We start from the raw sequence: 26,893 nt of genomic DNA on the forward strand, positions 1-26,893 counted from the left end.
TTACTTTTTATAAAAGTCATCAAAGACAGTAACCGGCAAATGACGCTTGTGTTTACTCTTATTCCATAATTTTTCAATTTGATCAGCTGTTTTATCTGATACTTCCTTACCTTCAAGGTAATCATCAATCTCTTGGTAAGTTACACCGAGGGCAACTTCATCTGGCAAATCTGGCTTTTCTTCTTCAAGGTCTGCGGTTGGAGCCTTTTCATATAAATGCTTAGGACAACCTAATTCCTTAAGCAAAGCCTTGCCTTGACGCTTGTCCAAACGGAACAATGGCGTCAAATCAGCGGCACCATCACCAAACTTAGTGTAAAAGCCACTAAAGTTTTCTGCAGCATGGTCGGTACCAACAACGGCACCCTTATTAGCACCAGCGATGGCATATTGAACTACCATTCTTTGCCGCGCCTTAATATTGCCTTTGTTAAAGTCAGTAATCTTTTGACCAGTTGCTTCTACAACCTTCACCATAGCATCAACTGGTTCCTTAATATTAACAATTAAATCCTGATCTGGCTTTTGAAAAGCGACTGCATCTGCGGCATCTTGGGCATCTGCTTGAACGCCATAAGGCAAACGAACAGCGATAAATTGATAAGAATCATCGCCAGTTTCCTCACGCATTTCTTCAATTGCCATTTGACACAATTTACCAGTCAAAGTGGAATCTTGACCACCAGAAATACCTAAGACGTATGACTTAAGAAATGGATTAGCCTTTAAATAATCTTTCAAAAAATCAATTGAACGTCTAATTTCTTTTTTAGGGTCAATTTCTGGTAAAACATGTTCATAAGCGATAATTTCTTTTTGTAATTCTCTCATCGACCAATGCTTCTTTCTCTAATTTTACGCCGAATGTCTTGAATCAAATCCATCTTGGATTCGTATAAGTTTTGTGATAAATCCACTGGATATTCCTGCGGATTCAGGCTACGCTTATATTCATCCCATAAACCATCAAGGTTGTCAGCACAGAATTTTTTAATTTCATCAAGACTAGGTTGATCATAAACTAATTTTCCATCTTTAAAAATATCATGTAAAAGTGGAATAGCAGTGTAATCAGTTACCACCTTATTAATATAGTTATATTGTGGGTGGAACATGAAGAGCGCGTCAAATTTGCGTGGATCTTCATTATACCGAGATACCCAGTCACCTTCATTTTTCTTAGCAGTGTTTGCGCTAATCCGCCATACTTGTTTTTTACCTGGGGTGGAAACTTTGATGGCATTTGAAGAAATCTTCAATGTATCCCGCATGGCGCCTAATTCATCTTCCATGGCAACCAACTTGTAAACAGCACCAAGGGCTGGTTGATCATAAGCAGTGATATACTTGGTCCCAATGCCCCAGACATCAATTTTAGCGCCTTGCATTTTTAAGTTAGTAATGGTGTTTTCATCAAGGTCATTTGAAGCAAAAATCTTGGCATCTGGATAGCCAGCATCGTCTAACTCCTTACGAACTTGCTTAGAAATGTAAGCCATATCCCCAGAGTCAATTCGTACGCCCAAGAAGTTAATCTTGTCGCCCATTTCATTAGCCACCTTGATAGCATTAGGCACACCACTACGGACAGTATCGTAAGTGTCAACCAAGAAAACACAATTCTTATGTGTTTCCGCATATGCCTTAAATGCGTCATATTCACTGCCAAATGCTTCAACTAAAGCATGAGCATGAGTCCCTGAAATAGGAATACCAAACAATTTACCAGCACGAACATTACTAGTTGAATCAAAGCCGCCAATATAAGCAGCTCGAGCACCCCAAATGGCCGCATCGGTTTCTTGCGCACGACGAGAGCCAAACTCCATTAGACCATCATCTTTAACAGCTAACTTGATTCTAGCAGCTTTAGTTGCCAATAAAGTTTGGAAGTTAATAATATTTAAAATAGCAGTTTCAACTAACTGACACTGGGCAAGTGGACCTTCAACTTGCAAAATTGGTTCGTTAGCAAAAACCAGCTCGCCTTCCTTCATTGAACGAATAGTGAGCTTTAATTTTAGATTGCATAAATAATCAATAAAGTCATCATCGTAACCTTCATTTTCTTTCAAATATTGCAGGTCACTTTCGGTAAACTTTAAATTCTTTAAATAGTTAATGATGTGTTCCAAACCAGCATAAACAGCATAACCGTTGCCGAATGGTTCCCTGCGGTAAAAACTTTCAAAAACGGCATTGCGATCAGCAATCCCTTTCTTGAAATAGGTATACATCATATTAATTTCGTATAAATCAGTGTGTAAAGCCAACGAATCGTCTTTGGCTAATTCTGGATAAAACATTGCTTCTCTTTCTGTCATTACAAATTAACAATTTCGTTTTTCATTATACAGCCATTACAGTCCATTGGCTATTCTCAAAACTATTTTTACCTCAAAGTTAAATACACTTTTTCAATTGAGTCCAATTGATTTTTAATAGAAAAATGCTCTTCCGCATACCGCTTTTCTGTATTAGCCATCTGGCGTAACTCTTCATGGGTTTTATTAACGGCCAGATTAATCTCTTTAGCAATTGAATCAATGTCTCCCGTTTTAGCAATGAAACCATATTCGGGTCCTGGAATCATTTTATGAATATCACCTACATCTGTGGACAAAATAGGGATTAAATTGTCTGTTGCCTCTAAAAGCACAAGTGGAAAACTCTCTGAATATGAAGTTAGGACGGCTAGATCAATTCGCTTATATAATCCGCTCAATTGGTGTTGAGTCATAAAACCGTGAAAAGTTACTTGTGGTGCCATGTCCAATTGCCGCGTCAAGGCCTTCAATGCTTCAAGCTGACTACCATCACCCGCGATATGCAGACGAATATGCTGATCATCTAATTTTTTCACAGCTTTTAAGAGCAATTCTTGTCCTTTAACCTTTTCCGTACGAGCAACGTTAATAATATTAAAATAGGTATGTTCATATTTAGCTGGAATTTCACTATCACTGTGGAAAAAGATGCCATTATAGATGACATGTACCTTGTTTTTATTCACATGTGCGCGATTAATTAGTAGCTTGGCAAAACGCTGAGTTACTACGAAAATACAATCAGCTTTTCTCAACGCACGTAAATTAAGTTTAGTAAAAATATTGCCAATGATTCCCCTACCTTCAAAGTCTAGATAAGGATCTGAATGTACAGTAATACACCAAGTTGCACGAATTCGCTTGTGAATCAAAGATAAAAATAAGTTGGCACGCGCACCATGAGTATGCACAATATCATAGTGCCCCTCATTGATAAACTTAGTCAGTCTACCTAAACTGCCTAAGTCATAACGACTATCAGCTCCTAGCACATGTGTAGTAATCCCAGCCGCTCTTGCTGCTTGTGCTACTGGTCCTTCTGCCAGCGTTAATAATTCAAAATCTTTGCCTTCATTTTTGGCTTCAGTTAACAAATTAACAATATGTGATAAACCGCCGCCATTTTCTAAACCAGCATTTACATGCAAAACCTTCATCTTAGTAAAATTATTTTCCCTTCTTTTTTGACTGTTTAACTCGCACAACAAACTGTGGCAAAACTAACATCCGCTTAAATCTGCTAGGATTGGTAATCAAGCGATAAAACCACTCTAAATGCGTCTTTTGAAAAGCTTCTGGTGCTCTTTTAACGATACCTGAAAAGACATCAAAACTGCCACCCACACCCATCATCAAAGCTGGTGTTTCGTTCTTACGTAAGATTGATAATAGTTTTTCTTGCTTAGGAAAACCTAGTGCTGCAAAAACCATATCGGGTTGTGCCTTCTGAATGCGCCGTGCCACTAGTTCCAAATCTTCAGTAAAGTAGCCGTCTTCTGCACCAACTAGATTAATATTTGAGTATTCCTTAGCAATTTTGCTTTGTACTGCATGAATTACTTGTGGCTTAGCTCCAATTAAGTAAACTCGGCTACCACGATCGTTAGCAACATCCATCAGCCAAGTAAACAAATCATATCCAGTCACCCGCTCAGGTAACGGCTGCTTAAGCATTTTAGCTGCTTTTACAATGCCAATCCCGTCAGCAGTAATATAATCGGGATCATTTTTTAGAATTTTCATAAATTCAGGATTCTCGTTTGCCGCCATCACAATCTCCGGATTAGCGGTCACAATAAAGGTCGACAGGTGATTATTTAGTCGATTAATAAATTCATTTTGGAATTGGTTAAAAGTTTTATTATCAAAATCAACACCTAAAATATTAACTTTGCTCATTTTCACACCTCATGCGTTTTCTTATCTAGTTTCTATTCTACCATTCCGACACGCAAGTACGAGAAACATGTTCAAGTTTTATATTTTATTCAAACATGATAAGATTGTTTTAATAAAGGAGAAAAAATGAAAAGAGTTATTACCTATGGCACCTTTGACCTACTTCACTACGGTCACGTGCGACTGCTTAAAAGAGCTAAAGAATTGGGCGACTATTTAATAGTAGGTTTATCTACCGATGAATTTAACGAATTCAAAAAACACAAGGAAGCCTACAATACCTACCCTGAACGTAAATACATTTTGGAAGCTATCCGTTATGTCGACCAAGTCATCCCCGAAAAGGATTGGGATCAAAAAATCACCGATGTACAAAAATACCATATCGACACTTTTGTCATGGGCGATGATTGGAAAGGAAAATTCGACTTCCTTAAGCCTTATTGTGATGTGGTTTACCTGCCAAGAACGCCAGGAATTTCCACTACTAAAATTAAAGAAGATCTTAAATAAAAAAATACTCCAATTCCATTCAATTTGAATGAGATTGGAGTTTTTGTTTACTTAGAAAAAGTGAATTCAAATCGTTCTGCAACGTAACGTGCGCGGGTGTATTCGAATGGTTGCCCATCTGCTAGTTCAGTTACCTGCCGTCTAGTAATTAACGGTTCACCTTTTTTAGCTTTAAGAAGACGCGCATCTTGCTCGTTGGCAATTGATGCAGAAATATGTTCCGTCACTCGTCCAATGGCAAAACCACCGCGCTTTTCTAAGGTTTTATATAAGTGCGTTGAAACATCTTCTTTAGAAAAATTCTTTACTAAGTAGTATGGCACCGTTACGACTTCATAACAAATTGGTGTCTTATCAGCGTAGCGAATCCGTTCCATCCGCAAAACGTTCTCATTATCTTTTAGCGCAAGACGCTCTTTTTCAGATAAAGATGGATTGCCAATCTGATAAGAAATTAACTTGCTTGAAGGAACTTGACCATTAGCCTTAGTAATCTCAGTAAAGGACATAATTCCTGACATTTTTTCTTGAACCTTCTGACTAGCTACATAGGTTCCGCTACCCAAGCGCCGTTCTAAAATTCCTTCATCTTCTAATGTTTTAATCGCTTGGCGTAAAGTCATTCGCGAAACGCCAAACTTAACTGCCAATTGACGTTCTGCTGGAATACGATCCCCTACTTGATAAACGTGATTCTCAATATCACGCTTAATCTGATTGTGAATCTTGATATACATCGGTTCTTCCATAGTCGCCACCCCCCAAAGTTTAGTACTGCTATTATTATAATCTAAATTGGTCTAGCTTGCATTAATAACACTGCTTCAATTTTACAGACTATTTTTTCTTAGCGGTCCACTTCACTCCAAGAATATAAACATTTGGACGCTTGTTATATTCCACTTCAACTTGTTCATTATCATTAGCAACTACACTGGCACTAAATTTTGCTTCATCTTTAACAGCTAAGTTAGCCTGATTAGGATTCAGCACAATATTGTGACCCTTCATATTAGCTTCACCGCTCAAAGCTAAAAAGTACTCATAGTTCATATTCCCAGTGAAGGTAACACGTGTAGCATCACATTTCGCCTGATCTTGAAAATCTGCATGAGCTAAAATTACGGCATTATTCATTGTAACTTTTGCTTCATCAACTACTATCATTCGATTGATGGTTGAATTTTGAATGATTGTCCGTGTCTTTTTATCAATATAAACCCCACCCAAAAAAGTAGAATTCATAATATTGCTCCAGCAGTCGTCACTTAAATAAAGGCAGGAATCGCTAGCAGACTTAACTTTTGAATTAAGCATATTCATCCAAGTTTGCCCATGCAGTAATACATAATCTACTTCCGAATTATTAAGATCCAACTCCGCATTCGTTTTGGCAAAAGTATTAATACTGCCGTGAATCTTTGAATTATTTACAATTGCTGTTCCTTCGCCTTCAATTGCCAAAGCACAATATTTGTCCGAGAAATAATCAATTTCTGAATCATTCATTTCCAAACGGAAATTGGCATGGTCATACATGGAAACTGAACCGTTAACAATTTTAGTTGAATAAAGTTCCAACGTGATCTTACCATTAACCGCGATAGCTGCTGTATCAGTTCCCGTGCCCTTAATAAAGCAATTACGCAAAGTTAAATAGCCATCAACGCCTACTGGTACAGATAGGCTATTATGTTCGGTAGTTGTATCAATGCATAAATTTTCTAAAGTTACATAACGACTATCTTCTGAAACACTAATATAGCCATAAATAGTCGTGTCTTCTGGCAAAGAGCCTGTTCCCTTAATTGTGATATCTGTTAGTGTGATGCCCTGCGGCAAATAATAATATCCGGGGCCCAGCATCAACACATCATCGGCACGCAAATCCTTTAAAGCCTCGTGCCAACTGACTGAACTGCTAGATCCCCCTACTCTAATTATCCTAGCCATCCATTATCCTTTCATCTCGTAAAAACCGATTACTATTGTACTAATTTTCTTCAATTTATGTTGTATTTTTGCTCATCAAAAAAGCTAGGTTCGATTCCTAGCTTCTTATACTATTTCATTTTAACATTCCAGTAATAAGCCACATTACCATAAGGAGAAAGTTGGAAACCTTTCACTCTCTTATTCAATAAGTATGACGTACCTTGTTGGAATAGTGGTGCCGCAAAGGCATCCTTTTGAATTAATTGTTTTTCAGCGTTAACTAAGGCATTCAATCTCTTCTGAGGATCAGTGGCATAAGTTGAACGAGCCAAGTCAATTTGCTTCCAGAAATTGGCGTTGTGATAATCTGGCGCTAAATTAAACAAACCACCAACTGTCAAGAAATCAATTGGATCTTCATAACTTGGCTGCCAAGTTCCGTAAACAAAGTCGTAATTGTGATTAGTTGTGTTAGATAGCCGTGACTTCAAAGGAATTGACCGTACCCGTAGAGTTAGACCAGGTAAATTTTTCATCAAATTGCTTTGAATAAATTCACCCACGCGCTTAGCATCGTCAATATCTGAAGTAAGCAATTCTAAGGTTAGCTTCTTCTTACCCAATTGCTTCAAACCAAGTTGCCATTCCTTTTTAGCTTCCTTGGCATTATAGGTAACCAAGTCGCCAGCATCCTTGCGGTAATCGTTGCCAGTTGCCTGATCGGTAATAAAGTTTGCGGCAACAATTCCATTTGACACCTTGCCTTGATGCAAAACGGTCTTGACTAACTGTTGCTTATTAATTGCCCGGCTAATGGCCCGACGAATATGAACATTGCCTGTACTCTTACGCTTCAAGTTGAAGGAAAGATAGCCATTAGTTGGCGTAACTTTGGTATGATAGCTAGAATTATTTTGATACTGCTTAACAAAATCAGAAGTCAATGTCGTGTAATCAAGTTCACCACTTCTGAACAAGTTAACCCCAGTTGAAGGAGTTTGAACCACTTGTACGTTAACTTTATTCAAATCAACAATTTTCTTGTTCCAGTAAGTTGGATTTTTCTTGTAAGTCCACTTCAAATTTGAACCTGTCCAACCAGATACGGTAAATGGACCATTGTAAACTAGATTCTTACTGCTAGTCCCATACTTAGAGCCTAACTTTTTAACCAATTTAGAATTCTGAGGATAGAATTGTGCACCCTCTAAGATTTGTGGCAAATATGGAATTGGATTAGCTAATGTAACTTGCACCTTATACTTGCCGAGTGCTTTGATTCCCAATGAATTTACCGGTGCTTTACCTTGAGAAATTGCCTCACCGTTTTTGATAATGGCATAAGAATCGGCATCTAAAGATGAATTTTTCGGGTCAACGGTTCTGCGCCAAGCCGTTACATAATCCTGCGCAGTAACTGGATCACCGTTAGACCACTTAGCATTATTGCGTAAGGTAAAAGTATAGATCTTCTGGTCTTTAGAACGTTCAACTTTTGTCGCACCAGCTAATTCTGGCTGATTTTTCTTATTAAAACGGTAAAGACCTTCCATGGAATTCTGCAAAACTTCTGAACTAGTCGTATCTCCATACTTGCTCGAATCTAAAGTTGAAATTTCATTTGTGACAGAGGTATTCATTGTCTTAGTCGGTGCAGCATTACTGCCATTGTTAGAGCAAGCTGCCAGCACCAATGCGGCAGCTGCTGTCATCACTCCTGAAAAAATCCATTTTTTACGTCTCAATCTTCTCACCCTTTACTTACTTTTTGTTTAATACTTACATTTTACAAGTATATCTAATACGGAAAAAATTTCAAATACTTTTTCCGTATAATAGCTATAATCAATACGTATACAAAAATGGCAAAAAAAGAAACGTCACATAGGACGTTTCTTTTTTCGGGTTGGGTGTTCTTTTAGAACTATTGGGTTAGCTGGATTCGAACCAGCGCATGATGGTACCAAAAACCATTGCCTTACCACTTGGCTATAACCCAATACCAGCTGAACTTTTTACTTGTCGTTCAACAATGGAGGAGGGTGGATTCGAACCGCCGAACTCAGAGAGAGCGGTTTTACAGACCGCCGCGTTTAGCCACTTCGCTACTCCTCCGTTAGCTGACTTAATTATAATAACGAAAATCCAAATCAAATGCAAGACTTTTTTGAAACTTTTTTCAAAAAAAAGAAGAAGCCATGACGACCTCTTCTCAAAATTTAAAAATTGATTTATATCTAAACAGTTAATTTTAAGCCTAATGCCTTTTGTGCTACTTGATTTACCAGACTCCATTGCTTGTCATAAGTTGGTGAAAAGAAGAAATCTGCTTCTGCTAAATCTTCCAGTGTCAACTTATTTCTAATAGCTAAGCTCAAAACATTGGCTTGGCCACTAATGTCATATGATGAAAGTACGCTACCGCCTAAGATTTGGTGGCTGTCTTCATTATAAACAACAGCAACATAGCAAGTAGGATTATCTTTTTCAGGAATATAGTCTGGACGAAGATAACTCTTTAAGACTGTTTCTTTTGCATTAATTCCTGCTCGCTTGGCATTCTTTTCACTGAGTCCTGTTGTTACTGCATGTAAATCAAAGGCTTCAAGCAATTGTGCACCAACTAAGCCCTTAAAGACACGTTCTGGCTTGTCTTCAAATAAGTGCTCAACAACATATTGAGCCTCATGCCGTGCAGCAATGGCAGATGGCATCGGTACTCTTCTGTTAGCTGGAATGCTAAATGGGAAGATTGCATCCCCAATTGCATAGACATCCTTTACATTGGTTCTAAAGTAATTGTCTACCTTAATGTAGCCATTGTCATAAAGATCGATCGTGTTTTTCAACCAATCAGTATTTGGCTTAATACCAACTGTAATAATGACACAATCAGCAGTAATATCACCCTTATCAGTCTGAACTGCATTGACCTTTCCATTGCCAACAAAGCCAGTAACTTTAGTGTTCATAGCCAGGTTAACACCATGATCAGTCAATTCTTTTTCAAATAAGCTAGTATAAGTATCATTCAAATAATTTTCTAGTGGTTTTTGCCCACCGTCAATTAAAGTAACATTCTTGCCTGCTTTAGCGAAAACCTCGGCAGCTGCAATTCCGTTACCAGCACCAATAACTGCAACATTTTTAATAGCTTCATCTTGAGCAGCTGCATTGATCTCTGTAGCGCAATCATAGCCTCTCATCAACATAATATTTTTCAGGTCTGCTCCAGGAAGAGGCAAACTTGCGGGGTTAACACCTGAAGAAATAATTAGCTTATCATAACTAACTTCTTTGGTTGTACCATCTTTTACGTTTTTGACAGTAACCGTCTTTTTAGCTGGATCAAGAGCTGTTACTGCTGTGTTATTAACAACTTTACCACCCCGTTCAGCTAGATCTTCAGGAGTAAAGTTTCTAACGTTGTCTTGGCCTGTAGTTTTTCCTTCAAGGAATAGCTTCATTCCGCAAGACATAAAGGAAACGAAGTCGCCTGCTTCATAAATCGTAACGTCTACATCATCATAACGATCTAAAATTTCATAAGCTGCCTCTTGGCCGCCGTGGGATGCACCTACAATAATGATTTTCTTTTTTGACATAGCCTGACCTCCTAATAATGCAGCAATAATTGTCGTTTTTAAGTAATAGCAGTTATTGTAACTGGTTACATTATTTATCTTTTAATAAGATATTTCAATTAATTTGCTTTTGATTAGTGCGAAGCAGCAATATATTTTTTATATAAAAAAGAGCACTACTGATAGTAGTACTCTAGAGGGAAATTTTCCAAAATTATCTTATTTAGCTAATTCTGCTGATAGATTTCGTTCACTAATTTAGTGATTTCATTACGATTAAGAACTTCATCATACATATCCATTGTTTCCTGGATTGTATTTTCTAAATTAGTACCATGATTTTTGGCATAGCCAATAAACTTTTTTGCATCTACTATTTTAGCTTCTTTAATCGCTTTTTCTGCAGCTCTTTTAGCAACTTCATTCATCTCATATTCTAGCTTATTCATGTCTTCGACCCATTTTCCGCTATTCACGTAGTAGTCGATATCCTTCTGCAGGCTGATATCCCTGCGTAGTACATCATCCGTTTTTCTAGATCATTTTTACGTGTTGTTTGCATCTCAATATCATACGCTCGACTTTGATCATCTTGTGCCCAGATATCTAAGCGAATGTTTTTGGATTCTAGTCCAATGTTGCCGTCATACTGGGTAATGACATTAACTTTTGTCAATTTTAATTCAGGAAACATCCGACGTAGCAGTTCCAGACAATTCTTTTTATTGCTCATAACATGACCGAATACCAAGTCGTTAGTAATTCGAGGATATCGATTAATTCTTCTCCTCATATTTTACCTCTTTTCTTTTTCTTAAGTAGGAAAATTACCCTCCACTATTTATTACGCAAAAAAGTGCAAATTTTTTCAGAAATTTAAAAATTTAGACACGAAAAAAGCCGATGCAAATGCATCGACTCTTTCAGTTAAATTATTCTACTTTTTAATAGAAGTTTACAGCCTTGATGTAACGCTTGTTGTTTCTGCAGCCTTCAATTCTGTAGTACTTCTTACCGTTCTTAAATCTCATTTGACCACCGTAAGTAGTTACAGTTTGACCTCTGTACATCTTACCAGTACCTGGAGTACGACGGTATGATGACCAATAAATGTAGGCATTGTGCTTCAAAGTACGTTGGTTACCAGTAATGTTGGTTACACGAACGTATTCGTCCTTGTTAGCCACCTTGTAGTAAGTCTTACCGTTGATAGTTACAACAGTTGGAACGATTTCAATGTCGTTGTAAGCGTAGTACATGTGACCTAAGTAGTTACCGTTCTTGTCATAAGCTCTTGAATCAACCATTACTGGCAAAGTCTTGGTGTTAGTGTCACCAGCTGGCTTAACAAGTGATGAAGTCTTAACCCAAATGTTGCTTGAGTTAGCATCTGACTTAGACTTAGTTGAAACTTGTGAGTATGATACATTGTTAAGGGTTCTAGTTTGATCAGCAACGTAAACAGTGTCACCATCTTTGAAAGTAGTTGAAGCTGGTCTTACATTAATGCCATAAATGTGGTAAGTTGCGATTGAGCTTGCGCCATTAGCATATAGAGCTTGTTTGTGGCTTGAAGTAATTAAAACAGTGTATGTTGCAGTAGTCTTCTTACCAGTTAAACCAGTAGCAGTTAAAGTTACATTATAGTAACGTCCTGCTTCTGAAGTATTAACAGGATTTGAAGTTGCTTCTAGTGAAGCAGCTGTATTATTATTGCTGTTTTGTACAGCTGAAATAATAACTGGCTCACCATTACTATTTACAAAATTAGTTGGATTAAATTGTGAACCAACAGCTACTTGGAATATTTGACCATTAACACTCCCCTTGCTTTGACCATTCAATGACCAATTGATCACTGGATTTTGAGTAGTATCTGTAGTTGAACTTGAACCTGAAACTACAACTGGGATTTGAACAGTGGCTGTTTGCGTAGAAGTAGAACCTGTACCAGTTAAAGTAAGATTGAAATCACTAGTTGGTACCGCAGTAATATTCTTGTTATCTTTATCAAGAGTTACACCTGCATTCTTAAGAATAGCAGCAACTTCACTATCTTTAAGGTTAACTTTTTCTCCACTGGCATTATTCGTACTAAAGAAAACTAATCCTAAATCATTAATTGCCTTAGTAACACTAGCTACAGTATCTTTAGCCTTAATAGAAATAGTAGTTGGTACAACATTAGCTGTTTTATCGGTAGTACTTGCAGCATCAATTACTTGATTGCCATATGTAAAGTATGATCTATCTGTTGGCTTTGCTGTTGTTGCTGTAGTAGTACTTGTAGTACCGGTAGTGTTAGTTACTGTACCTAAACTAATAGCAGCGTTAACTGGAACAGCTGAAGCTGCTACAGGAGCAACTGCCAACAAAGCGGCAGCAGCCATACTTACAATTCTTGTATTCTTTCTCATAATTATGTGGCCTTTCCTTTCTGAAACAGAAATTCATCCTAAGCAGTAAGTTATATCTTCTTCTGCTTGTGAAATAATTATAGCATGTTACGAACCCGATTACTAAAAACAGGATCGACTCGTGTGTGTGATTTTAAGAATACCTCCTAAAATCACCAGTAATACCCTACCCTTTATTTGTTAAACTGTAGTTACCGGACTTTTACAATTAAGATTCAAAACATTACATTTTTGTGAAGTTTTAAACAAGTTATTGATTTATGACAGAACTTATGTGTGTTAAGAAAAGGCAATTTTAACACTTGTTCGCTTAAAAAATTAAAGCTCTTAGATTTTTTGATTAGAAATAATTGCTTCATGTTCTTTAATATGCTCAACTCGCCCTGCATCCCCCGCAATAAGTAACAAATATAATGCCTCAATCATTGTCATACTTGCCACGCGTGAGAAATAATACTGCGATTGCATCACCGTCTGCCGCACTGCTGTCTTTAAATGCACATCAGCTAATAGCGCAATCGGTGAATCATCGCGATTGGTGATCGCAATCACCGGCATCCCTTTTTGTTTGGCTACCTTAATTTGCTTAATGATTCCCGCTGCTTCACCTGAATTCGAAATCACCAACAAGCAATCCTTTTTACTCAGGTTCATTGTCTGCGCAATTGCCGTTTCAATCGTGCCACCCGAATCAATTGCCAACAAGCCAATCTGATTAAACTTATACACTGCATCAGCGGCCACCGGATAAGTATCGCCCTCCGCACTAACCTGCACAATTCTGCTTTCAGTCAAAAAATGCAGCACCTGATCTAATTTGGCTTCAGTCACATTCTCCAAAGTCGCCTTAATCTCGGCGACTTTATTTTTCTCAATTAATTCCAAATTAGCACTAGCATCATCACGTGACATATTTTGAAGTGACACACTTTCAGTTGCATTCTGAGCTAGTTGAATTTTTAAATCATGAAAACCTGTCAAATCTAAATTATGACAAAAGCGCGTCACCGAAGCATCACTCACCTCAGCTTCAGTTGCTAATTTTGAAATTGTATAATTTACCACCTGTTCGGGCTGTTTTAAGATCACTTGAGCAATCTTCTGATCACTGGCTGACATTGTCGCTAATTTGCTATAGATTGTATCGATAATTTTAGTCATCATTCTCACCTTTTCTGTGCCAAAATTATATCATCAATGTAATTAATTTTCACAATTTTATTTTTAAAGAAAATAAATTTATATTTTGATTGACGAAAATCATTTACCAAGGTAGTATGTATTTGTAAATAATTTTCACAGGAGAAAATAAAATGAAAATTAATTCGATAAATGACCTCGCTTTAAGTAAAATCAAGCCGAAAATGACTATTTCTCTTGGCGGCGGAAGCAATGTATTTAAGTTAGCTCAAGCGATTGCACAGCATAACTTAGACATCACATTATATTCTCCATCCGAACTTACTCGCTTTAGGTGCCAAGAACTCGGATTAGAGCTTCTTCCTTCTACTGCAGCGACTAAGATCGATATTGCTTTTGATGGTTGTGATAGTATTGATAAGAATTTTAATGTTCTAAAAAGTTTGGGTGGAATTCATCTTTTTGAAAAACAGGCAGCACAAATTGCCAAACAGTTTATACTACTCTTACCCAGTGAAAGGATACAACCGATTCTGAATCCTAAAATTCCACTTTGTCTTGAAGTGGCACCGCCTTGTGTTAATCAAGTACAGAAGTATTTAAGCAGTTTACATTTAACTAGTAAGATTCGACAAGATAGTTCAGTAGCTGCATTTGCCCGTACGCCTTTGGGCAACTACTTAATCGATGTTTTTAACGAAGATTGGCACAATATCACTGAACTTAATCGTCAACTTTGTTTACAAAATGGCGTAGTCAGCTCTTCACTATTTGAAAACTTAGCTACTTCATTAATTACCGAAAAAGATGGAAAAATTATTGAACTTAAGAGAGGTAATGATCATGAAAAAATTTAATTGGGGAATTATTGGTACTGGCTGGATTGCACATGATATGGCTGATGCTTTGAACAAAGTCAACGGCGAAATTTATGCTGCCGCAAATCCAAATGAAGAAGCACTCCGTGCCTTTGTCCAAGAAAAACATGTACAGCATGCTTTCAATAATCCTGATGAAATGATTAAGGATCCTAGCATTGATATCATCTATATTGCTACCCCACACACTTTCCACTACGACTACATCAAAAAGGCCCTCAATGCTGGCAAGCACGTCTTTTGCGAAAAGGCAATTACCGTCAATGCACAGCAATTTGATGAAGTGGCTCAATTAGCTAAAGAGAAACACCTAATCTTAATGGAAGGTTTTACTCTTTATCACATGCCAATCTACCAAAAGATGCAAGATATGATTAAGACCGGAAAATTTGGCGATATTAAAATGATCCAAATTAATTTTGGTTCACTGAAGGAATACAACCCGCAGAATCGCTTTTTTAATAAGGATCTCGCTGGTGGTGCATTGCTGGATATTGGTGGCTATGCAACAGCTTTTGCTATTAGTTTCATGGATGAATATCCTGAAAGTATCAACACCACGGTGAAATTCTTTGAAACTGGCGTTGACGAAGAAAGCGGCATCATTTTGAAGAATTCAAAAGGTCAAATGGCAGTGATGTCCCTCTCAATGCGGGCTAAGCAGCCTAAGCGTGGTTTAGTTTCGGGTACCAAAGGTTATTTTGAAATCAATCAATACCCACGCGGCACTGAAGCGGACATTACTTACACCCAGAGTGCCCATGAAGAAAGCTATGATAAAGTGACTGCTGGAGAGGCTGACCAAGCACTTGAATATGAAGTCACTGATTTTCAAAAGTATATTGAACAAGGTCATGACGAAGGCGAATTAGAAAAATCTCGCATGATCGCCCATATTTTAACCAGTATTAGAACTGCTTGGGGCATGACTTATCCATTTGATAACGAGGAATAATTAGTTGGATTTCAAAAGGGATCGATACATAACATCGGTCCCTTTTATTTGCACTTATTGCTTATTTTCTGCGACATATTTTTCTAGTCGTTTCAAGCCTTCTTTGATCTGATCCATCGACGTTGCGTAAGACAAACGAATATATCCTGCTCCACCTTTAGCAAAAAATGAGCCCGCAATTACAGCAACATGCCCCTTTTCAGCCAAGTCATAAATAAACTTGGTATCATCTTGTTCCAAGCCTGCTGGAATTTTGGCAAAAATGTAGAAGGCACCTTTAGGCTTAACGCATTCAAAGCCTAACTTGGTTAATCCTTCATAAAGCACATCACGCCGCTTTTGGAATTCTTTCTTCATCGGCTGTGCATCGTTCATTCCATTGCCTAGTGCTTCTTCAGCTGCATCCTGCATTGGCGTTGGTTCCGTCGTTGTGATTGCTTGGTGAATCTTAGCCAGTTGATCCAAAATCGGCTTAGGTGCAGCAACCACACCGATCCGGTAACCCGTCATCGCCCATGCTTTGGACACGCCATTCATTAAAACAACTTGATCATGTAAAGTCTTTTCCATCGAAGCATGTGGCTGATCATAATTAAGCTCACTATAAATTTCATCACAAAGAACAAAAACCGGCTTATCTCGAACAACATCTGCTAAGGCATCAAGTTCATCTTGTGAATACATCACACCTGTTGGATTGGTAGGATAATTCATGACAAGCGCCTTAACGCGATCACCATACTTGTCCAATGCTGCCTGCAATTTTTGCGGCGTTAATTTGAAATCATCAGCTGAAGTATCAAGCTGTACCACTTCAGCTCCCATCGATTGTGCATCCCCAATGTACAGTGGGAAAATCGGCGTTGGTACTAAAACTACATCGCCCGGATTAATGACTGCAGTTAAAAAATCATAGATAGATTCCGTAACCCCGTTCGTAATCAAAATTTCATCAGCAGCATATTTTTGACCATATTTTTCCGCTAAAAACTTTGCTGCAGCCTGACGCAATCCCGGTGTACCATTAGACGGTGCATAGTGGGAATGATTGTTAGCGATGCTTTCTTGGGCAGCTTTTTTAATATGCTCAGGCGTATTAAAATCTGGCTCACCCACCGTAAACTTGACAATATTTGGTATCTTACTGGTATAAGCCGCAAAAGCTAAAATTTGTCCTGGCTTTTGTTCAACTAATCCCTTTTTCATGTACTTGGTTAAGTCAGCCATCCTAGTCACCTCATAATATAGATAAGAGCAGAATTAAAGTTAACTTAAATATAAGCACTTCTTTATTTCTTGTCAAAGACTTTTTCGATTTTTAAGCAAAAAAAGATCAGGCTCACTGCCTGACCTTGCTATTGGGTTAGCTGGATTCGAACCAGCGCATGATGGTACCAAAAACCATTGCCTTACCACTTGGCTATAACCCAATCTTCAAACCTTTTACTTGATTGGTTCTATTTGAATGACCTCTCGATCACTCAACAGATAATAGTATAGGGGAATGAAGAAAAAATAGCAAGAAAAAATTCAAAAAAGTTTTGTTTTTTTAAAAATACCTACATTTGCTCGAAGGATACTGAATCTTTCTTTTATGAATTATAAAATTAATTTGTTTTTTTACGATTATAACTTTTGTGACTTCTTAACCTTATTCATTAATTCAAAGTCGTTGGTAAAAATTCCAGCTACACCAAGTTTAAAGTACCTTTTTGCTATGCTTACTTTATCTACTGTCCAAATTCTTTGCGTAACTTTGCTAGGTAAATACCAATGCGGATGGATCGCTGCAAAATGATTCTTAGCCGCAAACTGTTCAGGAAACGGCACCGGCCATTTGGTTAAAAAGCAATATTGTTGGTGGGTATCAATTCGCTGGCAATTTTTTAAGGTTTGATAATTGAAGGAAGAGAAAATAATGGGATGCACAAAATGGTATTCTTGTGCTAACGCTAAAACGATGGCTTCAATCCCCTCATCATGAATCTTGTTAGTCTTAAATTCCAAGTTAACATACAAATCCTGTCCCTGAAGAATTTCAAATAATTCACTTAACATCGGTACCGGTTCACCGTTAGCTAAACGAAATCGCCTGATTTCACTTAAGGTATAGTCCTTAATGTAACCCGTGCCATTAGTTGTGCGGTCAATTTTTTCATCATGCATTACTACCGGCACTTTATCTTTAGTTAAGTGCACATCAAACTCGACACCTTCAGCGCCATGCTCTACCGCATATTTAAATCCTTGCAAAGAATTCTCCGCAAATTTCACCGGCAGTCCTCTATGAGCAAATACAATTGTCTGACCCATTTTTCACCTATAAAAAAATACCGCTCTCGCGGCATCTCTTCTCTAACTTAATCTAATACGATTGCACCTTGAGTTGCTAAAGTATCACGTACAAGATCCTTAACATCTCTTCTAGCCACCATTCCATCAGTATTTTCAATGTATTCAACATATTGTGGTGACTTGATATGAGCGTCATAAGCCTTGTCATCAAAGTAAACTTCAACGAAGTACCATTCGTTTTCGTTCTTCTTATTGACTCCAGACATCATAATTTCCATGCCTGGTTCAGCAGCCATGCTGGTGGTCATTTCTTTCTTAACTTCATGTGCAAACTTTTCTGCATCTTCTGGTTTAACTTCAACTTTAACTAAGCGCATTACAAAATGATCCGCGTTATCATTCAAAGCATCATGAGCCTTTGTGGTAATAACTTCGGGCTTTAATTCGATTACTTCTTTGTCTGTGGAAATCTTGTCGATGGTTTCCGCAAAATTGTCGGCATGATCTGCTGCAATGTGCAAATCTTCTGCCAAGCTGTTACGGAACAATTCAATTTCATAGTTGTCTTCACCATGAGCATCGTCATGTGCGCTTCCAATTAACAAAGTTCCTTCTTCAACTGGAATTGAGTTGTGCATGTTATTTTCAACTTCACGGATATATTCACCGCGATCGTTTTCCTTGATATTTAATTTAGTAATTCTAAAAATTGGTGTTTCATCCATTTTTCTTGCCTCGTACTATAATCTTTCCACACCTATCATTATAAACTAATGCAGAAAAATAAAAGCCCCTATTCACCAGTTATTTGATCAATTTTGGCACCTTTGGCTGGCCATTCAGTGCGAACGTATTCCAAAGCATTTCCTTCATTGCTAGTTAACTGCACAAAAGAACAATTGGGCAGACCTAAAAATTCACGATGGTTAGCTTTTTCATTAATATACTGCGACAAACTATCGCCATGACCAACAACTAAAATATTATCGCCATCCTGCGCATCCCGCATAATCAAGTTAATGCCGCGCTCCATCCGCTCGACCACTTCACGATTATCTTCTACGCGAAACTTACCCAGACGGTGCAGTGGCCACAGCAAGATATTGCGCGCCTCAAAAGCGCCATAACTTTTTTCTTTCAAATCCTTTAGCCGGACATATTCCATTTCGGGACCAGTAATGATCTCCAAGGTATCGCTGGCCCGCTCCTGTGTCGAGCAATATGCTCTAGCAAAATTAATTCCCTGATCTTGAAAATAATCCCGCACGGCTTCCGCCTGCTTAATGCCTAATGGTGTTAGCGCTGAATCACAGCTTCCCTGCATGCGGTGCTGTTTGTTAAACCAAGTTTGACCATGTCTGACTAAATATAAATTAATTGCCATTTCGTCTTACTTTAAACCCTCTGCTGGCCACACGTATGAATCAAAATGGATCTTTTTACCATCAACTGTTAGCTTCACGATTGAAGCATTGCCAAAACCGCCAAAGTTCTTATTCTCGGTAGCATCGCGCACAAACTTAGCTAAAATATCACCATGTCCTACAACTAAAGCAGTTTGACCATCCTCTAAGCCGCTTAAAATCTCGACTACCGCACGGTGCATTCTAGCAACAACGTCTTCGTCTTTTTCCATAGTTGGGTCTACGTTAGGATTATTATAATTCCAAGGCAATAAGAACTCATCACGACCTTCAAAAATGCCATAACATTTTTCTCGCAGGTCTTTTAAACGCGTATAAGGCATTTGATGATCAGTAATAATTTCCAAAGTATCGCAAGCACGCTCTTGGGTTGATGAAAAAGCTTTGTCAAAATGAATACCCTGCTTTTTAAAATAATCGCGGGCCATTTCAACCTGGCGGATGCCTCTTTCATTCAATGGTGAATCACAACGTCCCTGAACTTTATGGTAATAGTTAAAATAAGTTTGTCCATGGCGGACTAAATATAAAGTTTTTGTCATATTTTCCTCGCTAAATCGTTTTTTCCTTTATCTTATCAAAAAAGCACGCGTCGTGCGTGCTTTCATATTTTTTTCGTTAAATTTTGAAGTTCTTGTTGTATTCACTCGAATTTACAACAAAACTTGGCACACTAATGAAGTGCATTGAGTAAATATTGCCAGTCTTGGAAATGCTAAAGCCATAATAATTGTAGTCCCCATCATGACGTGAGCCCTGTGTATTAAATAAATCACCGGCATGCTCCCATTCGCGGTAAAGGCTCTTATCATTACGCTGATTTTCTCCAGCTCCTGCAAAGCCAAAGATCATTTGCTTCAAGCCAAAGTAAATATTCCGCTTCATTTCAGCCATAGACATAATCTTCTTATTAGTAGAAAAACCAGCCATATCTTCGACATAATTATCGTTTAATTCTAAGCCATGTTTTTTGCAAGCCCGTACAATTCCGGCAACATAGTGATCGCCATCTTTGATACTCTTGCCATTTTGCTCGTATTCTTGCGCAATTGAATTAGCTAAGGACTCTACTCCAGAACTATAAACCCACGGCTTCAAACCTAATTGACTACGAGCACTATTAATTAGGCGCAAAGAGAATTCTGCCAGTTCTTTTTGCTCACTAGCGGAAAGATCAGCAGGATTAATCATCTTTTGATCGGCTTTGCTTTCACCTGAGCTAACACGTGAAAAGTTGTTTTGCTCCATTCCTTTCATGCAAGCCTGAATAAAACTAGCACTTGGCTTCCCCTTATATGCTTGCAATAAACTAGCTTTCGTATAGCCGCTCGGCATCTTCATTGTAGCTGTTACATAATTCTGCGTTGCAGCAGTCTTTTTAACGAGTTTGGCATTTTTAGCTAATAACCATTGAGAGTTATTTCCAATCTTATAAGCCAAATATTTTTTCTTGCCCAGCTTTAAATACTTTTTAGCAGAATAAGAATACTCTCTTTTAGCTACAGCATAATACTTAGACTTCTTGCCCTTATTTGTATAAAGTCTAACTTTCTTAGTTCCTTTAACCTGAACTTTTCCCTTAACTGCTGCTTGAACCGTTTGTGGTGTCGTTTCGTGTATTACACTAGCCGTCCCCATCAGGCAAACACTAGTCAACAAAGTCACAATTAATTTTTGCTTCATAGCTGTTCCACTTTCTGTATGTTTTGATTATTAATATTTGTTATTTAAATTATATCGTATCTATTTAATTAAAAAAATCAAAAAGAGACACACTATCATTTTGACAGCATGCCTCCTTTAAGTTAGTTTGATCTTATTTAGTTTTGAAAAGAGGTTTATTTTTAGTACCAGCCGTTTGCTTGCCAGAATGCCTTAGCAGCAGTCCATGAGCCATAACGACCTTTGACATAGTTATCAGCTACTCGCTCTTGGTTAGCTGCTGAATAGTCACCATTCAAGTATGAAGCTGAAAGTTGGTATTTACCAACGTATTGACCATTTGAAGCACCGTATGAGCCACCAGATTCTCTACCGGCAATCCATTCCTTAGCACTAGCTTCTGAACCACTTACAGTTGAAGTAGTAGTTTGAGTGTTGGTGTTATTTGCTGCAGTAGTAGTTGCTGCAGAATTAGTATTTTCAGTTTGAGTTTGGTGTTGTACTGGAGCTTGGGTCACAGCAGCTTGAGTGTGGTAGCCGCGAGTTACATACTTAGCACGAACCCATTGGTTCTTGCCTAAGTCATACCACTTGTGACCTTTGGCATCGTAAGCAGTCTTAATTACTTTCCATGAGGTGTTGCTTGCCAAAGTTTGGCCAGTAGCCTCTGGCTTCTTGTAGCTGTTGTAAACAGTGATTGCGTTGTCTGAAACGTTCTTAACTGTTACAACATCTGTATCGTTTTCTACAATAGCAGCTTGAGCAGTATTAGTGTTGTTATTAGCTGCTACTAAACCTGTAACTGATAAAGCAGTTACCGCAATTGACTTAACTAAGATAGATTTAATTTTCAAAAAAATTCTCTCCTTAAAATTTTAAAAGTCATAAGTAACGAATTTTCACCTTATTCGTCCGTCCCATTCAATTGACACAGCATATACTACCTTGCTTAAATTGCAGAACTATAACAGGAATATCACCTGCAGATTAAGAAACTATTGCAAAGTATGACAAAATTGTAACAATTGTAATATTTATGTAAATTTATTTAGATGATACAAAACCGCATCAGATCGCCATTTAACGCGATTTTTAATTTTTATTTGCTATGTGCAAAAGCTTGTTCGCATTTAATATATTGAAACACTTTTGCAAAACGAAAAAAGAAAGAGTTTCCTCTTTCTTTTTTAATTCTCACAAATTTTTTATTAATTTATTCCATTATTCTGCCTTATCCTCTTCTATAAGTTGACGTTTATTAAGTGCCGCAATAAATGGCAGGTAAATCAAAATGTCTAGATAATATTGATTACTTGCAACATTGAGCCCGCAATACTGCCTGTTGCCAAAAACCTGAAATAATTGGCGGCATTGTCCAAGGAATTACAGTCCCATTACATAATGGAACTAAGCCTAGGTTCATTGCAAAATAAGTGGTAATCGCATTTACCATTGGCGCAATCATAAGCTGAAAAACTCTTAGCTACAGCAGGTGGCACAGTAGCTGGCATTTTAATTTGAATATTGTGGTAATAAACCATTGGAAAATCCAAGCACTCAAAAGGCCAAAGATAATAGCTACAAATAAGCCTCTACTACCTAAGTAAGTATAAGGAAATCCTTCAACCGGAACTTTATCTCCACTCATAATACTTGGCGTCAAAATGAAGAATACAGATGCAGAAACAATTCCGGCAGAAACACCATCTGTCTTATATTGATTAGCATAACTCCAAGCAATTCCAAAAGCTGCAATTAAGCCCATGATCCCAAAGGAGCCATTAGTAATCTTGGCTAAAATCTGTGCCAGGCTTATACCATGAACAGCAGTTTTTGATAGCCAATCAGACCAACCGGCAACTGGAAATGAATTAATGATCATGAATAATGATCCTACAATAATTAACGGCATAGCCATGGCGATACCGTCACGAACGGCAATTAAAGGTTTAAAACTGCCTATTTTAGCGGCTACAGGCATAATGTGTTTGTTAACAAACGCATTCAAACCTCCGCTCGATTTACTATTAGCCATAATAATTCCCTGCTATGAAAAATATATGCAAATGTATTCCTTGATTTAGATTTGAATACATTTTGGACTTTCGTGCATTTTATTCTTCTTACCAACGTCTTCATCGGTTTTCCGATATTCCAACTTGGGAGTAATCGCATTGACCAACTCTTTTGGCTTCTTTATCGGACGTAGCCTCGCCCATAATCTTTATTTATAATGCTCTATTTAATTCGGGATGTTTTATCAAAATTGTTAAGTTGAGCATGGCGTTTTCGTCACGATCAACTTTTTTGTTATAGTTTGAACATGCTGGATTATAACAAATAAATTCGTTATGCTTAGTGCCGTGCTTTTTATTGCCATAAAGGGTGACCTTTTCATCGCCTTTTTTGACTAATCCGCAAACTGCACACCTTTGAGTTGAAGGATACAGTTTATTGGCTACGATTAGTTTCTTGCCATACCATTCACATTTATAAGATAAAACCTGCCTAAACTTGCCAAACATTGATCTGTGCATTCCTTTTGAGGCAACATGGCTCATCATCATCTTTTTGACATCTAAGTCTTCAATGACAATCGAATCATAATTATCAACCAGCATAGTGGTAAATTTTTGCATTAAGTCATTTTGGATATTTGAAGCACGCTGATAAGCCGCTTGAAGCTTGGTTTTCGTCTTCAAGTACTTTTTGCTTTGCATTGCTTGTTCTTTTCCATTGACTTCACGTTTTCTAGCTAACAGTCTTTGATAATGCTTTATTTTTTCATAAGTTTGCTCAAGTTTTTTAGGCAGGATGCTTTTATTTCCGCCAAGATAGTTGAAATGACCCACATTAAGATCAACTCCTGTTGCCTTTCCGGTATCAGCTTTCCTATCTATTTTTTGCTTTGGAATCTTATATGGGATAGACACAAAATAACGTCCATTTTCACGATAAAAGCTCATGACTCCAGTAGGATAATTCATTGGCTTTTCTGACAGAATAAGCGGCTCCCAATCTTTCTTTAAGCCTTGTGGCTTTTCCAAGAACAGCCGGCCATCAATCAGCTTGGCCTGATCGCTCTTAAAGCCTTGTCTGGGGGCACGTTTAGATTTAAAGTGAGGCTTGCCCCAATCAGGCTGAGCTTTATCGAAAAAGCTCTTCCAAGCTTTGCCCAAGTCTTGTACTGTTAGTTGAAGCAAGTGAGCAGAATAGGCAAACTGCCAATCTTCTTTTTCTTCAACCAGCCTGTCACGAACTAAGCGCCAATTAGGACTAGGATTTAAATGAACATCTTTTTGGATGATCTTTAGCTTGTTGCTTCTCTTATTCTTTTTAGGAGTGAAAGTAGTATAGCAGATCTTGTCATAGATTTGATGCGCTGAATACAAATCATTCCATAAAGCCAAAGCTTGATTCCAACAATATCTGCGGTAGTCGCAATTGCGGTCTAAGATATTTTTCATTGCTTTGCTTGCAAACACCTCATAGCTGCGGGTTTTAATATAATAATTAGACATAATTTCACCGCCTTTCTCTTTATTCATAGACCTATTTATTCTTTAAAGCAGGGTCGTCCTGTATTTTTTTCTTGTATCTTCTTAAGCCGTACAAGCGACAAGAAAAGACATGGATAATACTGATTAAATCGTCAACCATTTCTTTATCTGGCGAGGTATCTTCGTTGTTAAGCACAATTATCTTGCAATTATGCCAAGAGCAGAATTCTTGAAAGAACTTAAAGCCAAATCTGATAAACCGATCTTCATAAGTAACGTAGATTTCTTTAATTCTGTTTTGATCCACTTCCTTGATCAGCTTAAGCCATTTAGGACGCTTATAATTTAGACCTGAACCAATATCAGAAATAAATTCATCCGCAATAATACCTTTGGCATTAATAAACTGCCTTAAGAAGGCTATCTGATCCTGCAAATCATCTTTTTGACCATTAGAAGAAACTCTTGCATAGGCTACAGTTTTTCGATGATCAGCTTGGTCACGTCTAATACCTAAATAAGCGTCAAGCTCTGATTGATAGTAGAAACGTCTATTGTTTTCGGTTCTGTGCGCTTTTAGCTTGCCAGCACGATCCCAGCTTTGAAGGGTAAAAGGAGCTTTGCCAACATAAGCAGCAGCTTCTTTTAAATACATAATTCGATTAGAATAGTCAGTCATAAAAAATAATCTCACCGCCTTACGATGAGATTATATCACATATTAGAACACTATAGTAACATTTTATAATATATTTTACTTGATTTGTTATTTATCTTCAATCTAAAAATAAGCTCGTGTTTCTTTGGTATATACCTATCTAATCAATAATATAATGAAAGCAATTTTATTACCACTATTTTCACAGAAATATTAATCTACCAAGAAAAATATTGCAGTTATGTCTGTAAGTGCTATAGTTTACATGTAATCATAAGAATAAAGTGAGGAAATGAAGTTATGGCTAAATACGAAGTAAAGTTAAGCGAAGAAGATTTACAAATGATCAAAGATTGTCATTCAAAGAACCCTTCAATCATGAAGGCTATGAACGAAGCAAAGAAAGTCGAAGATTAAGCAAATTTTGATCTCTAAATCGAAAAAAGGCATCCGCAAGGGATGCTTTTTTATTGGTTTTCAAATCTTGTACCGTGGGGATGCTTCCAGTTATAAACACGGACTATTTTACCCATGCCATCTAGCACTACAACATTCCCATCATTATGTGGATAAATCAATGGATCAGAGTGTGAACCACCGTCAGTAAAAATTCTTGCTGGCTCACCTGGGTATTGCACTGTTCTAACGATACAATCATCAATCGATAGCCGCCTCATTTGTCGACCATCATCATATTTTCCTTCTAAAGCAGCTGTTGGCGTATGACCAGTCACAATTGTTTTGCCCGTTTTGTTATGAGCCATCATTTTCAATAAGGAATCGGAATACCAATATTTATCTCGTGCCCAAATACGGTAAAAATCATAGTCAAATTTCAAGCCATACTCTATCTCAGAGTAAGTTTCCGGATCATTATACTGTTCATCTGGCCGCACACCCGCATGAACAAAAATCAAGTGTGGCGTTTCATACATAATAGGACAGCCTTTTAGAAAGCGATAATACTCACTATCACGCAACTCATCAGGCAAAACTGTACTGCCAAACAGACTAACTAGGCTCTTGCCACCACCGTTATAAAACCAAATGCCATCTTGATGTTCCTGCTTCTCCGCAAAATTGAGTAACATTTGCTCATGATTACCCAGTAGTACGATTGCTCCTTCGCTTTTTTGTTCAATTAAATAATCCAATACTTCCTTCACATGCTCGCGGCCATCAACATAGTCACCGCCCGCAACTAATTGTGCTTCTGGAAAATCTGCTGTTGCCTGCTTGATTAAGTCTAAGGTTTCTAAGTTGCCATGAATATCAGAAATGAAGATATAGTTCTCCTTCACTCGATCATCCAACAGCGTTCGATTGATAATTTTTTTCATTTCATACTACCCCATGGGCTAAATTAAACTAACATTCTTTTCTTAATTATAGCAGATGTACACTGGTTCTTTTTCTATGCAATCCTAAAATTAACCTCCGGCAAAAAAAGGCTACAATAGATATGAAAAGAAGTGATTGCAATGTTTAATGAAGAAAATGCAATTGATGCAAAGGACTTACATGTTGATTCTTTCAAATATCAATCAACTGAAGACATGCCATCTGATGCTTATTCTAGCTGGGAAGAAAAACATCCAAACGCCAGGGTATTCAAGCTTGAATTTCGCAACATCGGCGAAAGCAATGAATGGCAGGAAATGATCATTATCTACACTGAATAAATAAAAAGTGGAAGAACTCCAAGC

Annotated in this window: 28 protein-coding genes and 3 tRNA genes; 4 read left to right on the plus strand and 27 right to left on the minus strand. The window is 37.7% G+C overall.

What is annotated here, in order from left to right; all coding sequences use genetic code 11:
* The 4 genes from nadE to CP367_RS02835 form a co-directional block, all read right to left on the minus strand.
* Positions 1-831, minus strand: a complete 831-nt coding sequence (nadE, locus tag CP367_RS02820) for an ammonia-dependent NAD(+) synthetase (protein ID WP_005720922.1) — start codon at positions 829-831, stop codon at positions 1-3.
* Positions 828-2,306 (minus strand): nicotinate phosphoribosyltransferase, encoded by a 1,479-nt coding sequence (locus tag CP367_RS02825; RefSeq protein WP_089145653.1) that lies wholly within the window; start codon positions 2,304-2,306, stop codon positions 828-830. Before CP367_RS02825 ends, nadE begins: the two co-directional genes overlap by 4 nt.
* 86 nt (positions 2,307-2,392) lie before the next feature.
* Positions 2,393-3,484 carry a glycosyltransferase family 4 protein gene (locus CP367_RS02830; RefSeq protein WP_089145654.1) on the minus strand — a complete coding sequence of 364 codons (1,092 nt, stop codon included), beginning with the start codon at positions 3,482-3,484 and terminating at the stop codon, positions 2,393-2,395.
* A gap of 10 nt (positions 3,485-3,494) precedes the next feature.
* The gene (locus CP367_RS02835; protein ID WP_013085950.1) at positions 3,495-4,226 is read right to left on the minus strand and encodes a WecB/TagA/CpsF family glycosyltransferase; all 732 of its coding nucleotides are present in this window, start codon (positions 4,224-4,226) and stop codon (positions 3,495-3,497) included.
* Between the two features lie 126 nt (positions 4,227-4,352).
* Here CP367_RS02835 and tagD point away from each other — a divergent pair, with 126 nt between their 5' ends.
* Complete coding sequence (tagD, locus tag CP367_RS02840) at positions 4,353-4,739, plus strand: glycerol-3-phosphate cytidylyltransferase (protein ID WP_005720918.1); 387 nt, start codon at positions 4,353-4,355, stop codon at positions 4,737-4,739.
* A gap of 47 nt (positions 4,740-4,786) precedes the next feature.
* Here the strand turns inward: tagD and CP367_RS02845 are convergent, their stop codons facing one another.
* The 10 genes from CP367_RS02845 to CP367_RS02890 all read right to left on the minus strand — a co-directional run bounded on the left by CP367_RS02845 (position 4,787) and on the right by CP367_RS02890 (position 13,836).
* Positions 4,787-5,488, minus strand: a complete 702-nt coding sequence (locus tag CP367_RS02845) for a GntR family transcriptional regulator (RefSeq protein ID WP_005720917.1) — start codon at positions 5,486-5,488, stop codon at positions 4,787-4,789.
* A gap of 88 nt (positions 5,489-5,576) precedes the next feature.
* Positions 5,577-6,692, minus strand: a complete 1,116-nt coding sequence (locus tag CP367_RS02850) for a hypothetical protein (protein ID WP_023488289.1) — start codon at positions 6,690-6,692, stop codon at positions 5,577-5,579.
* Between the two features lie 110 nt (positions 6,693-6,802).
* Positions 6,803-8,386, minus strand: coding sequence for a peptide ABC transporter substrate-binding protein (locus CP367_RS02855; RefSeq protein ID WP_089145666.1), 1,584 nt, complete (start codon positions 8,384-8,386; stop codon positions 6,803-6,805).
* Between the two features lie 215 nt (positions 8,387-8,601).
* A tRNA-Gln gene (locus tag CP367_RS02860) sits at positions 8,602-8,673 on the minus strand.
* A 34-nt stretch (positions 8,674-8,707) separates the two neighbouring features.
* Positions 8,708-8,789 (minus strand) — tRNA-Tyr (locus CP367_RS02865).
* Positions 8,790-8,911: 122 nt separating this feature from the next.
* Positions 8,912-10,279 (minus strand): FAD-dependent oxidoreductase, encoded by a 1,368-nt coding sequence (locus CP367_RS02870; RefSeq protein ID WP_089145655.1) that lies wholly within the window; start codon positions 10,277-10,279, stop codon positions 8,912-8,914.
* 206 nt (positions 10,280-10,485) lie between these two features.
* Complete coding sequence (locus CP367_RS02875) at positions 10,486-10,707, minus strand: hypothetical protein (RefSeq protein WP_023488419.1); 222 nt, start codon at positions 10,705-10,707, stop codon at positions 10,486-10,488.
* A 23-nt stretch (positions 10,708-10,730) separates the two neighbouring features.
* Complete coding sequence (locus CP367_RS02880) at positions 10,731-11,051, minus strand: PD-(D/E)XK nuclease family transposase (RefSeq protein WP_089145656.1); 321 nt, start codon at positions 11,049-11,051, stop codon at positions 10,731-10,733.
* A 151-nt stretch (positions 11,052-11,202) separates the two neighbouring features.
* Entirely contained in the window at positions 11,203-12,675 is a 1,473-nt protein-coding gene (locus tag CP367_RS02885; RefSeq protein ID WP_089145657.1) for an SLAP domain-containing protein, read from the minus strand.
* A gap of 327 nt (positions 12,676-13,002) precedes the next feature.
* On the minus strand, positions 13,003-13,836 hold the full coding sequence (locus CP367_RS02890; protein ID WP_005720908.1) for a MurR/RpiR family transcriptional regulator: 834 nt from the start codon (positions 13,834-13,836) through the stop codon (positions 13,003-13,005).
* Between the two features lie 152 nt (positions 13,837-13,988).
* Between CP367_RS02890 and CP367_RS02895 the strand changes: the two genes are divergently transcribed.
* Together CP367_RS02895 and CP367_RS02900 are read left to right on the plus strand one after the other, a co-directional pair.
* Entirely contained in the window at positions 13,989-14,672 is a 684-nt protein-coding gene (locus CP367_RS02895; protein ID WP_089145658.1) for a ribose-5-phosphate isomerase A, read from the plus strand.
* Positions 14,659-15,648 (plus strand): Gfo/Idh/MocA family protein, encoded by a 990-nt coding sequence (locus CP367_RS02900; protein ID WP_089145659.1) that lies wholly within the window; start codon positions 14,659-14,661, stop codon positions 15,646-15,648. Before CP367_RS02895 ends, CP367_RS02900 begins: the two co-directional genes overlap by 14 nt.
* Before the next feature lie 54 nt (positions 15,649-15,702).
* Here CP367_RS02900 and CP367_RS02905 read toward each other — a convergent pair whose 3' ends face one another.
* From CP367_RS02905 to CP367_RS02965, 13 genes are all read right to left on the minus strand, one after another.
* A complete protein-coding gene (locus CP367_RS02905; protein WP_065989421.1) occupies positions 15,703-16,875 on the minus strand; it encodes an aminotransferase class I/II-fold pyridoxal phosphate-dependent enzyme in 1,173 nt (390 codons plus the stop codon).
* A 131-nt stretch (positions 16,876-17,006) separates the two neighbouring features.
* Positions 17,007-17,078, minus strand: a tRNA-Gln gene (locus tag CP367_RS02910).
* 196 nt (positions 17,079-17,274) lie between these two features.
* The gene (locus CP367_RS02915; protein ID WP_089143383.1) at positions 17,275-17,961 is read right to left on the minus strand and encodes a glycerophosphodiester phosphodiesterase family protein; all 687 of its coding nucleotides are present in this window, start codon (positions 17,959-17,961) and stop codon (positions 17,275-17,277) included.
* Between the two features lie 47 nt (positions 17,962-18,008).
* Positions 18,009-18,668: a putative quinol monooxygenase gene (locus CP367_RS02920; protein WP_089145660.1), complete on the minus strand. Its 660-nt coding sequence runs from the start codon at positions 18,666-18,668 to the stop codon at positions 18,009-18,011.
* 68 nt (positions 18,669-18,736) lie between these two features.
* Positions 18,737-19,327 (minus strand): histidine phosphatase family protein, encoded by a 591-nt coding sequence (locus CP367_RS02925; RefSeq protein ID WP_089145661.1) that lies wholly within the window; start codon positions 19,325-19,327, stop codon positions 18,737-18,739.
* A 6-nt stretch (positions 19,328-19,333) separates the two neighbouring features.
* Positions 19,334-19,909, minus strand: coding sequence for a histidine phosphatase family protein (locus CP367_RS02930; protein WP_005720898.1), 576 nt, complete (start codon positions 19,907-19,909; stop codon positions 19,334-19,336).
* 76 nt (positions 19,910-19,985) lie between these two features.
* On the minus strand, positions 19,986-21,050 hold the full coding sequence (locus CP367_RS02935; protein ID WP_089143386.1) for an SEC10/PgrA surface exclusion domain-containing protein: 1,065 nt from the start codon (positions 21,048-21,050) through the stop codon (positions 19,986-19,988).
* A 161-nt stretch (positions 21,051-21,211) separates the two neighbouring features.
* Positions 21,212-21,883 carry an SLAP domain-containing protein gene (locus CP367_RS02940; protein ID WP_089145662.1) on the minus strand — a complete coding sequence of 224 codons (672 nt, stop codon included), beginning with the start codon at positions 21,881-21,883 and terminating at the stop codon, positions 21,212-21,214.
* Positions 21,884-22,338: 455 nt separating this feature from the next.
* Complete coding sequence (locus tag CP367_RS10935) at positions 22,339-22,494, minus strand: hypothetical protein (RefSeq protein ID WP_233186486.1); 156 nt, start codon at positions 22,492-22,494, stop codon at positions 22,339-22,341.
* Positions 22,495-22,512: 18 nt separating this feature from the next.
* Positions 22,513-23,064, minus strand: coding sequence for a PTS transporter subunit EIIC (locus CP367_RS02945; protein ID WP_233186485.1), 552 nt, complete (start codon positions 23,062-23,064; stop codon positions 22,513-22,515).
* A 193-nt stretch (positions 23,065-23,257) separates the two neighbouring features.
* Complete coding sequence (locus CP367_RS02950) at positions 23,258-24,550, minus strand: RNA-guided endonuclease TnpB family protein (RefSeq protein WP_179210798.1); 1,293 nt, start codon at positions 24,548-24,550, stop codon at positions 23,258-23,260.
* Positions 24,551-24,581: 31 nt separating this feature from the next.
* Positions 24,582-25,208 carry an IS607 family transposase gene (locus CP367_RS02955; protein ID WP_013085924.1) on the minus strand — a complete coding sequence of 209 codons (627 nt, stop codon included), beginning with the start codon at positions 25,206-25,208 and terminating at the stop codon, positions 24,582-24,584.
* 446 nt (positions 25,209-25,654) lie between these two features.
* Entirely contained in the window at positions 25,655-26,527 is an 873-nt protein-coding gene (locus CP367_RS02965; protein ID WP_023487910.1) for a metallophosphoesterase family protein, read from the minus strand.
* Positions 26,528-26,668: 141 nt separating this feature from the next.
* On the opposite strand from CP367_RS02965, the gene CP367_RS02970 reads away from it, so the two are divergent.
* Positions 26,669-26,869 (plus strand): hypothetical protein, encoded by a 201-nt coding sequence (locus CP367_RS02970; protein WP_005720890.1) that lies wholly within the window; start codon positions 26,669-26,671, stop codon positions 26,867-26,869.
* Positions 26,870-26,893: the final 24 nt, after the last annotated feature.

The sequence above is a fragment of the Lactobacillus sp. UMNPBX16 genome (genome assembly GCF_002553775.1).
Classification (GTDB): domain Bacteria; phylum Bacillota; class Bacilli; order Lactobacillales; family Lactobacillaceae; genus Lactobacillus; species Lactobacillus crispatus.

Bases quoted from the DNA above. Each gene is read 5' to 3' on its own strand.
- CP367_RS02950 (WP_179210798.1), bottom strand. From the start codon at position 24,550: ATGTCTAATTATTATATTAAAACCCGCAGCTATGAGGTGTTTGCAAGC.
- CP367_RS02870 (WP_089145655.1), bottom strand. From the start codon at position 10,279: ATGTCAAAAAAGAAAATCATTATTGTAGGTGCATCCCACGGCGGCCAA.
- CP367_RS02875 (WP_023488419.1), bottom strand. From the start codon at position 10,707: ATGAATAAGCTAGAATATGAGATGAATGAAGTTGCTAAAAGAGCTGCA.
- CP367_RS02955 (WP_013085924.1), bottom strand. From the start codon at position 25,208: ATGACTGACTATTCTAATCGAATTATGTATTTAAAAGAAGCTGCTGCT.
- CP367_RS02930 (WP_005720898.1), bottom strand. From the start codon at position 19,909: ATGACAAAAACTTTATATTTAGTCCGCCATGGACAAACTTATTTTAAC.
- CP367_RS10935 (WP_233186486.1), bottom strand. From the start codon at position 22,494: ATGATTGCGCCAATGGTAAATGCGATTACCACTTATTTTGCAATGAAC.
- nadE (WP_005720922.1), bottom strand. From the start codon at position 831: ATGAGAGAATTACAAAAAGAAATTATCGCTTATGAACATGTTTTACCA.
- CP367_RS02915 (WP_089143383.1), bottom strand. From the start codon at position 17,961: ATGGGTCAGACAATTGTATTTGCTCATAGAGGACTGCCGGTGAAATTT.
- CP367_RS02835 (WP_013085950.1), bottom strand. From the start codon at position 4,226: ATGAGCAAAGTTAATATTTTAGGTGTTGATTTTGATAATAAAACTTTT.
- CP367_RS02920 (WP_089145660.1), bottom strand. From the start codon at position 18,668: ATGGATGAAACACCAATTTTTAGAATTACTAAATTAAATATCAAGGAA.
- CP367_RS02850 (WP_023488289.1), bottom strand. From the start codon at position 6,692: ATGGCTAGGATAATTAGAGTAGGGGGATCTAGCAGTTCAGTCAGTTGG.
- CP367_RS02885 (WP_089145657.1), bottom strand. From the start codon at position 12,675: ATGAGAAAGAATACAAGAATTGTAAGTATGGCTGCTGCCGCTTTGTTG.
- tagD (WP_005720918.1), top strand. From the start codon at position 4,353: ATGAAAAGAGTTATTACCTATGGCACCTTTGACCTACTTCACTACGGT.
- CP367_RS02945 (WP_233186485.1), bottom strand. From the start codon at position 23,064: ATGGCTAATAGTAAATCGAGCGGAGGTTTGAATGCGTTTGTTAACAAA.
- CP367_RS02845 (WP_005720917.1), bottom strand. From the start codon at position 5,488: ATGGAAGAACCGATGTATATCAAGATTCACAATCAGATTAAGCGTGAT.
- CP367_RS02965 (WP_023487910.1), bottom strand. From the start codon at position 26,527: ATGAAAAAAATTATCAATCGAACGCTGTTGGATGATCGAGTGAAGGAG.
- CP367_RS02895 (WP_089145658.1), top strand. From the start codon at position 13,989: ATGAAAATTAATTCGATAAATGACCTCGCTTTAAGTAAAATCAAGCCG.
- CP367_RS02830 (WP_089145654.1), bottom strand. From the start codon at position 3,484: ATGAAGGTTTTGCATGTAAATGCTGGTTTAGAAAATGGCGGCGGTTTA.
- CP367_RS02855 (WP_089145666.1), bottom strand. From the start codon at position 8,386: ATGACAGCAGCTGCCGCATTGGTGCTGGCAGCTTGCTCTAACAATGGC.
- CP367_RS02905 (WP_065989421.1), bottom strand. From the start codon at position 16,875: ATGGCTGACTTAACCAAGTACATGAAAAAGGGATTAGTTGAACAAAAG.
- CP367_RS02935 (WP_089143386.1), bottom strand. From the start codon at position 21,050: ATGAAGCAAAAATTAATTGTGACTTTGTTGACTAGTGTTTGCCTGATG.
- CP367_RS02900 (WP_089145659.1), top strand. From the start codon at position 14,659: ATGAAAAAATTTAATTGGGGAATTATTGGTACTGGCTGGATTGCACAT.
- CP367_RS02825 (WP_089145653.1), bottom strand. From the start codon at position 2,306: ATGTTTTATCCAGAATTAGCCAAAGACGATTCGTTGGCTTTACACACT.
- CP367_RS02925 (WP_089145661.1), bottom strand. From the start codon at position 19,327: ATGGCAATTAATTTATATTTAGTCAGACATGGTCAAACTTGGTTTAAC.
- CP367_RS02880 (WP_089145656.1), bottom strand. From the start codon at position 11,051: ATGAGGAGAAGAATTAATCGATATCCTCGAATTACTAACGACTTGGTA.
- CP367_RS02890 (WP_005720908.1), bottom strand. From the start codon at position 13,836: ATGACTAAAATTATCGATACAATCTATAGCAAATTAGCGACAATGTCA.
- CP367_RS02970 (WP_005720890.1), top strand. From the start codon at position 26,669: ATGTTTAATGAAGAAAATGCAATTGATGCAAAGGACTTACATGTTGAT.